The sequence below is a fragment of the Curtobacterium sp. MCLR17_040 genome (assembly GCF_003234735.1).
GTDB lineage: Bacteria > Actinomycetota > Actinomycetes > Actinomycetales > Microbacteriaceae > Curtobacterium > Curtobacterium flaccumfaciens.
This window is the reverse complement of record NZ_QKTE01000032.1, coordinates 22,548-28,961: the sequence shown is the minus strand read 5'-3', so window position 1 is coordinate 28,961 and position 6,414 is coordinate 22,548. Positions and strand designations below refer to the sequence as shown.

Annotated in this window: 7 protein-coding genes; 5 read left to right on the top strand and 2 right to left on the bottom strand. The window is 72.1% G+C overall.

What is annotated here, in order from left to right; all coding sequences use genetic code 11:
- Positions 1 to 158: 158 nt before the first annotated feature.
- Positions 159 to 806: a DUF1990 family protein gene (locus DEJ01_RS17675; RefSeq protein ID WP_035808235.1), complete on the top strand. Its 648-nt coding sequence runs from the start codon at positions 159 to 161 to the stop codon at positions 804 to 806.
- A gap of 89 nt (positions 807 to 895) precedes the next feature.
- On the opposite strand, the gene DEJ01_RS17670 is transcribed toward DEJ01_RS17675, so the two are convergent.
- Positions 896 to 1,588: an HAD family hydrolase gene (locus DEJ01_RS17670; protein ID WP_181438084.1), complete on the bottom strand. Its 693-nt coding sequence runs from the start codon at positions 1,586 to 1,588 to the stop codon at positions 896 to 898.
- 29 nt (positions 1,589 to 1,617) lie between these two features.
- Between DEJ01_RS17670 and hemW the strand changes: the two genes are divergently transcribed.
- On the top strand, positions 1,618 to 2,871 hold the full coding sequence (hemW, locus tag DEJ01_RS17665; protein WP_111093757.1) for a radical SAM family heme chaperone HemW: 1,254 nt from the start codon (positions 1,618 to 1,620) through the stop codon (positions 2,869 to 2,871).
- A 42-nt stretch (positions 2,872 to 2,913) separates the two neighbouring features.
- Here hemW and DEJ01_RS17660 read toward each other — a convergent pair whose 3' ends face one another.
- A complete protein-coding gene (locus DEJ01_RS17660; RefSeq protein WP_309146953.1) occupies positions 2,914 to 3,387 on the bottom strand; it encodes a DUF4870 domain-containing protein in 474 nt (157 codons plus the stop codon).
- A 110-nt stretch (positions 3,388 to 3,497) separates the two neighbouring features.
- On the opposite strand from DEJ01_RS17660, the gene hrcA reads away from it, so the two are divergent.
- The 3 genes from hrcA to DEJ01_RS17645 are packed head-to-tail and all read left to right on the top strand — an operon-like array spanning position 3,498 to position 6,400.
- Entirely contained in the window at positions 3,498 to 4,517 is a 1,020-nt protein-coding gene (gene hrcA / locus DEJ01_RS17655; RefSeq protein WP_027465308.1) for a heat-inducible transcriptional repressor HrcA, read from the top strand.
- Positions 4,518 to 4,550: 33 nt separating this feature from the next.
- Entirely contained in the window at positions 4,551 to 5,663 is a 1,113-nt protein-coding gene (gene dnaJ, locus DEJ01_RS17650; RefSeq protein WP_017886671.1) for a molecular chaperone DnaJ, read from the top strand.
- Positions 5,663 to 6,400, top strand: coding sequence for a 16S rRNA (uracil(1498)-N(3))-methyltransferase (locus DEJ01_RS17645; RefSeq protein WP_111047134.1), 738 nt, complete (start codon positions 5,663 to 5,665; stop codon positions 6,398 to 6,400). The genes dnaJ and DEJ01_RS17645 overlap by 1 nt, the downstream gene beginning before the upstream one ends.
- Positions 6,401 to 6,414: the final 14 nt, after the last annotated feature.

The following is a 6,414-nucleotide window of genomic DNA, read 5'->3' as shown; positions in this document are numbered from 1 at the left end:
CTCGGAGATGTGTATAAGAGACAGCACCTGCTGACGATAGCCCCGGGGCGGACGGTTGTCGGGCCTCCAGTTCGGGGTGCACGGCGGGTGGGCCGATCCGACGGAGGTGAGCGTGGATCGGTTCGATCCGGGGCGGCCCGCCCAAGTAACATGGCGGCATGAGCATCCGCGGGAGCTACCGGACCGCCCTGACGTACGGCGCGGTGGGGGCGACCCAGGCGTCGGACCTCATGACCTACCCGCCGGACGGCTTCACGCCGGCGGAGTCGCGCGCGCGGATCGGACACGGTGACCAGCGGTTCGAGACCGCCGTCGTGCAGGCGCTCACGTGGCAGATCCAGGAGCGCAGCGGTGTCCGTGTACGCGTCGAGGAGCAGCCCGACGACGACGAGGTCCGGTACAACCCGGTGACCTTCGACGACGACGGTGTGCCGATCGCCCCGGCGTCCATCGGGACGCCCCGGGTCGAGAAGTTCGCGCCCGACGGCACCCCGCTGCTGACAGCGGGCACGAGCGCGACGCTGACGATCCACGCGTTCGGGCAGACCGTGCTGGCACCGGTGCGCGTCGTGTCGATCATCGACGAGCACGACCGCAAGGGCTTTGCCTACGGGACGCTCGAGGGGCACCCGCTCTCCGGCGAGGAGTCGTTCGTCGTCGAGCGCACCCCGGACGGCTCGGTGTGGCTGCAGGTCCGGCAGTTCTCGCAGCCGGCGAGCCGGAAGTGGCGCTTCGTCGCGCCGTTCGTGCGGCGGCAGCAGAAGGTCATGGCGGAGAAGTACCTGGCGGCGCTGCGGGGCGACTAGGCGACTAGGCGACTGGTCGCTCGGTCGCGGTCGCGGTCGCGGTCTCGCGACCCCGCCCGCTCCCGCCCGCTCCCGCCCGAGCCCGCTCCTCAGCGGAGCGGTGGGAGCGCGGCGATCGCGTCCTCGATGAGGGCGGCGTCCTGCTGGCAGTCGCGTGCGACGGTCACGGCGTTCGTGTGCCGCAGCGCATCGACGTCGTAGACACCCGTCGCCACGGCCAGGAAGGGGATGCCCGCGGCGTCCGCGGCCTCGCCGTCGCGCGGGGTGTCGCCGACGATGACCGCCCGGGTGCCGACCAGTTCCGCGGCGGCGCGCAGGGTGACCCCGGCCCGCTCGACCTCGGTGTCACCGAAGTACGAGTGCTCCCAGTCGAAGACGTCGGCGTCGAACCCGGCGCCGGTGAGCTTCACCCGGGCGCGGTACTCGGAGTTGCCGGTGAGCAGGCCGTTGCGCCAGCCGAGTTCGGCGAACCGGGCCAGGAGCGCCTTCGCACCGGGGACCGGGCTGCGGTGGTCGCCGGACGCGTGCCGTTCGGCGGTGAGGTCGTGCAGGTGCCGACTGACCGAGGGGATCAGGGTGTCCTCGAACGCGTGGGCGCGCACGTGCTCGGCGATGAGCCCGGCGTCGGTCCGACCGTGCTGGTGCCCGACCCGCAGGGTGAGGTCGCGGCCCACCGCCCGCTCGAGGGCGAGGTGGTAGAGGTTGCCCGGGGACGACGCGTTCATCACGAGGGTGCCGTCGATGTCCCACAGGACCGTGGTGGGGACGGGATGGTGCTCCATGGCTCCCATCATGACGGACAATGGACTCCATGCCGAGTGCTCTCCCGATCGCCGATCCAGCACCAGCGGACGGCCTGATCACCCCGTGGGCGGCAGCGGGCTCCGCTGCCGGGCCGGGGGCTGCTCCCGCCGCCGGTGACGTCCCCTTCGGCGTGTACGTGCACGTGCCGTTCTGCCGCGTTCGCTGCGGGTACTGCGACTTCAACACCTACACGGCGTCGGAGCTCCGCGGCGTCCGTCGCGACGACTACGCCGGGCACGCCGTGCGCGAGATCGAGTGGGCCGCGACCGTCCTCGATCGTTCCGGTGTGCCGCGGCGGCCGGTGTCGACCGTCTTCTTCGGCGGCGGCACCCCGACCATGCTGCCGGCGTCCGACCTGGCGATGATCCTCCGTGCGATCGACGACACCTGGGGCATCCTGCCCGGGGCCGAGGTCACCACCGAGGCGAACCCGGACTCGGTCGACGCGGCGTCGCTCGAGACCCTGCGGGCCGGCGGCTTCAACCGGATCAGCTACGGCATGCAGTCCGCCGTGCCGCACGTGCTCGCCACGCTCGACCGCACGCACGACCCGCTCCGGGTCCCCGTCGTCGTCGACCTCGCGAAGCAGCAGGGACTGGACGTCTCGCTCGACCTCATCTACTCGACGCCGGGGGAGTCTCTCGCCGACTGGCGGACCTCGCTCGACGCCGCGATCGCCTGCGAGCCCGACCACGTGTCGGCGTACTCGCTCATCGTCGAGGACGGCACCGCGATGGGCCGCATGGTCGCCCGCGGCGAGCTCCCCGCCCCCGACGACGACCTGGCCGCCGACATGTACGAGCTCGCCGACGAGGTGCTCGGCGACGCTGGCTACTCCTGGTACGAGGTGTCGAACTGGGCGCGCGGCGACGCGCACGCGAGTCGTCACAACCTGTCCTACTGGAAGGGCCACGACTGGTGGGGCGTCGGCCCCGGCGCGCACTCCGCCGTCGCCGGCACGCGCTGGTGGAACGTCAAGCACCCGGCCGCGTACGCGAACCGGGTGCTGTCGGGGGAGTCGCCGGCCGCCGGCCGCGAGACCATCGACGACGAGACGCGGTACGTCGAGCGACTGCTGCTGGCGGCGCGGGTCCGCGGGGAGCTCGCGACGAGCGAGATCCGCCAGGAGGCCCGTGGCCGGGTCGCCGGTCTCATCGCACGCGGACTCGTGGACGGGTCGGCCGCGGTGCGGGGACGGATCGACCTGACCCTGCAGGGTCGCCTGCTCGCCGACGCGGTGGTGCGGGAGCTGCTCGACTGAGGGGCGTGCGCACTGCTTGGTGCGCACTGCGTGCCGCTGCCGCTACTGCTTGATGAACTCGATCGAGAGCGGGTAGCGGTAGAACTGGCCCTGGTTCGCGGCGACCGCCGCCATGATGCTGAAGATCAGCGACACGATCGCAGCGGCGAGGATGATCAGGAACCCGACGCCGAACACCGAGGTGAGCGAACCGACGAAGTACGCGATCGCCATCGTGATGTGGAAGTTCAGGGCGACCCGGGTGTGCTCCCGGATGAAGCCGCCTCGATCGCGGAGGACCAGGTAGGCGACGAGCGGCGCGACGACGGTGAAGAAGATGCCACCGATGTGCGTCAGCGTGGCCCACAGGCGCTGGTCCTCCGGGCTCATCGGCTGGGGCGGGGTGTAGCCGGCGGGGTACTGCGGCCCGCCGGGGTACTGGGTCCCGCCGGGCTGCTGGGGGCCACCGGGGCCGTGGCCGTACTGGCCGCCGGGCTGCTCGGGTCCGGGGCCGTCGGGCTGCTGTCCGTAGGTCATGGCGGAAGCGTATCGGCCGACCGCCCGGAAGTCCCGGGCCGTCAGCGGTCGGGCGTAGGATCAGCAGTCGACACGTCCGAGTGCCAGGTCGATCGGGAAAGGAGGCGCTCGTGGTCAGTGAACGCAGCCTCGAGGTCCTCAAAGCCATCGTGCGCGACTACGTGGCGTCGCGTGAACCCGTCGGGTCGAAGACCATCGTCGAGCGGCACGCCTTCGGGGTCAGTGCCGCCACGATCCGCAACGACATGGCCCTGCTCGAGGACGAGCAGCTGATCGCCGCACCGCACACCTCGTCCGGCCGGGTACCGACCGACAAAGGGTACCGCGTCTTCGTGGACCACCTGGCGGGTGCCCGTCCGCTCTCCAGCGCGCAGCGGCACGCCATCGAGACCTTCCTCGGCGCCCCGAACGACCTCGACGAGGTCCTCGGGCGCACCGTCCGGCTGCTCAGCCAGCTCACCAACCAGGTCGCCCTGGTGCAGTACCCCTCGATGGTGCGCGCCCGGGTGCAGCACGTCGAGCTCGTCCGGCTCGGAGACGCACGGTTGATGGTGGTGCTCATCACCGACACCGCCCGCGTCGAACAGCGCGTGGTCGAGACCGACGTCCCGCTCGACGAGGACTCGCTGGGCGAACTCCGCACCGTGGTGAACGGCGCGACGGTGGGGCTCCTGCTGCAGGACGTCCCGACCGCGCTCCGAGCCGTGCCGCAGCAGCTCCGCCCCGACGCCCAGACGCTCGGCGGGGTCGTCGTCGCCACGCTCATCGAGCAGGTCGCGGCGAACCGGCAGGACCGCCTGCTGATGGCCGGTGCGGCCAACCTGGCGAAGAGCGAGCAGGACTTCTCCGGCGGCCTCTTCCCGGTGCTCGAAGCGATCGAGGAACAAGTCACCCTGCTCCGGTTGTTCGGGGAGATGCAGGTGGACGACATCGCGGTGGCGGCCAGCATCGGCGTCGAGAACGCCGAGTACGGACTCGACGCCACGAGCATCGTCGCCGGCGGCTACCTGGCCGGTGGCGAGGTGGCCCGACTGGGCGTCCTCGGACCGACCCGCATGGACTACGGCACGAACATGGCCGCCGTCCGCGCCGTCGCCCGCTACCTGTCCAAGCTCCTGGGCGAACACTGACCAACCGACCGAACCCAACCGACTGAGGGATACGTGGCAGACCACTACGACGTCCTCGGCGTCCAGCGAGACGCCTCCGATGCCGACATCAAGAAGGCCTACCGCCGCCTGGCGCGTGAGCTCCACCCGGACGTGAACCCGGCACCCGACGCCGCCGAGCGCTTCAAGGACGTGACGCACGCGTACGACGTGCTGAGCGACCCCGAGCAGCGACGCCGGTACGACGCCGGCCCGCAGGCCGACAGCCCCTTCGGCGGTGGCGCCGGCGGCTTCAGCGACATCTTCGACGCCTTCTTCGGCGGCGGCGGTGGCGGCGGCCGTGGCTCGGGCCCGCGCAGCCGTGCCGAGCGCGGTCAGGACGCCCTGCTCCGCATCGAGGTCGACCTCGACGAGGTCGTCTTCGGCACCCACAAGGACGTCGAGGTCGACACGGCGGTGCTGTGCGAGACCTGCCACGGTTCCTGCTGCGCACCGGGCACCAGCCCGCGCACGTGCGACATCTGCGGCGGCTCCGGGCACATCCAGCGCCAGGTCCGTTCGCTCCTGGGCAACGTCGTGACGAGCGCCCCGTGCGGCACGTGCCGCGGGTACGGCACCGTCATCCCGAGCCCCTGCCCGACCTGCCAGGGTCAGGGCCGCGTCCGCGCACGTCGCACCGTGCCGGTGGACGTCCCCGCCGGCGTCGACTCCGGCCTGCGCCTGCAGATGCCCGGCCAGGGTGAGGTCGGCCCGGCCGGCGGCCCGTCCGGCGACCTGTACCTCGAGATCCGTGTACGCCACGACGACGTCTTCAGCCGTGACGGCGACGACCTGCTGGCGACGCTCGAGGTCGGCATGACCGACGCCGTCCTCGGCACGACCACCACGATCGACGGCCTCGACGGTCCGGTCGAGCTCGAGATCCGTCCCGGCGTGCAGAGCGCCGACGTCCTCGTCATCAAGGACCGCGGCATCACGAAGCTGCGCGGGAACGGCCGCGGTGACCTGCGGGTCGGCGTGCAGGTCGTCACCCCGACCAAGCTGTCCCACAAGGAACGGCAGCTGGTCGAGCAGCTCGCGAAGTCGCACAAGACCACCGCCCCGCAGCTCGCCCGGTTCCAGCAGGGCATGTTCGGCAAGCTCCGCGACCGGTTCTTCAACCACTGATGGCGTCGCTGTACCTCGTCGACTCGCTGGACGGCGTCGCCGTCGGTGACCCGGTGTCGCTCGACGGCGCCGAGGGCCGGCACGCGGTCTCCGTCGCGCGCGTCCGGGTCGGTGAGGTCCTGCGGATCGCCGACGGTCGGGGCACCGTGGTGTCCGGGCCGGTCACCACGCTCGGCAAGGACACACTGGAGCTCGCGGTCGAGACCGTCGAGCACCAGGATGCACCGCGCCCGTCGCTGACCCTCGTGCAGGCCCTGGCGAAGGGCGGCCGTGACGAGATGGCGGTGCAGGCGGCGACCGAGATCGGCGTCGACCGGGTCGTGCCGTGGTCAGCCGCGCGCAGCGTCTCCCGGTGGGACGGCGCGAAGGTCGAGAAGGGCCGTGCCCGGTGGGCAGCGATCGCGCACGAGGCCGCGAAGCAGGCGATCCGACCGCGCGTGCCCGTCGTCGCGCCGCTGGTGACGACCGGACAGCTCGTGTCCGCGCTCGGGGAGGGGACCGCCCTCGTCCTGCTCGACCCGACCGCGACCGTGCGACTCGCCACCTGGGCACCCCCGACGGAGGCCGAGGACATCGCACTCGTCGTCGGCCCCGAAGGCGGCATCGACGGCGCGGAGCTCGACCGGCTCGAGGCCGCGGGTGCCGTGCGGGTCCGACTCGGCGACAGCGTGCTCCGCACGTCCACCGCCGGACCGGCGGCGCTCGCTGTCCTGCAGGCGCGACTGGGCCGCTGGTGAGCCGGACCACGCCG

Excerpts from the sequence above, each read along its gene's own strand:
- DEJ01_RS17675 (WP_035808235.1), top strand. The coding sequence starts at position 159 with ATGAGCATCCGCGGGAGCTACCGGACCGCCCTGACGTACGGCGCGGTG.
- DEJ01_RS17670 (WP_181438084.1), bottom strand. The coding sequence starts at position 1,588 with ATGGAGCACCATCCCGTCCCCACCACGGTCCTGTGGGACATCGACGGC.
- hemW (WP_111093757.1), top strand. The coding sequence starts at position 1,618 with ATGCCGAGTGCTCTCCCGATCGCCGATCCAGCACCAGCGGACGGCCTG.
- DEJ01_RS17660 (WP_309146953.1), bottom strand. The coding sequence starts at position 3,387 with ATGACCTACGGACAGCAGCCCGACGGCCCCGGACCCGAGCAGCCCGGC.
- DEJ01_RS17645 (WP_111047134.1), top strand. The coding sequence starts at position 5,663 with ATGGCGTCGCTGTACCTCGTCGACTCGCTGGACGGCGTCGCCGTCGGT.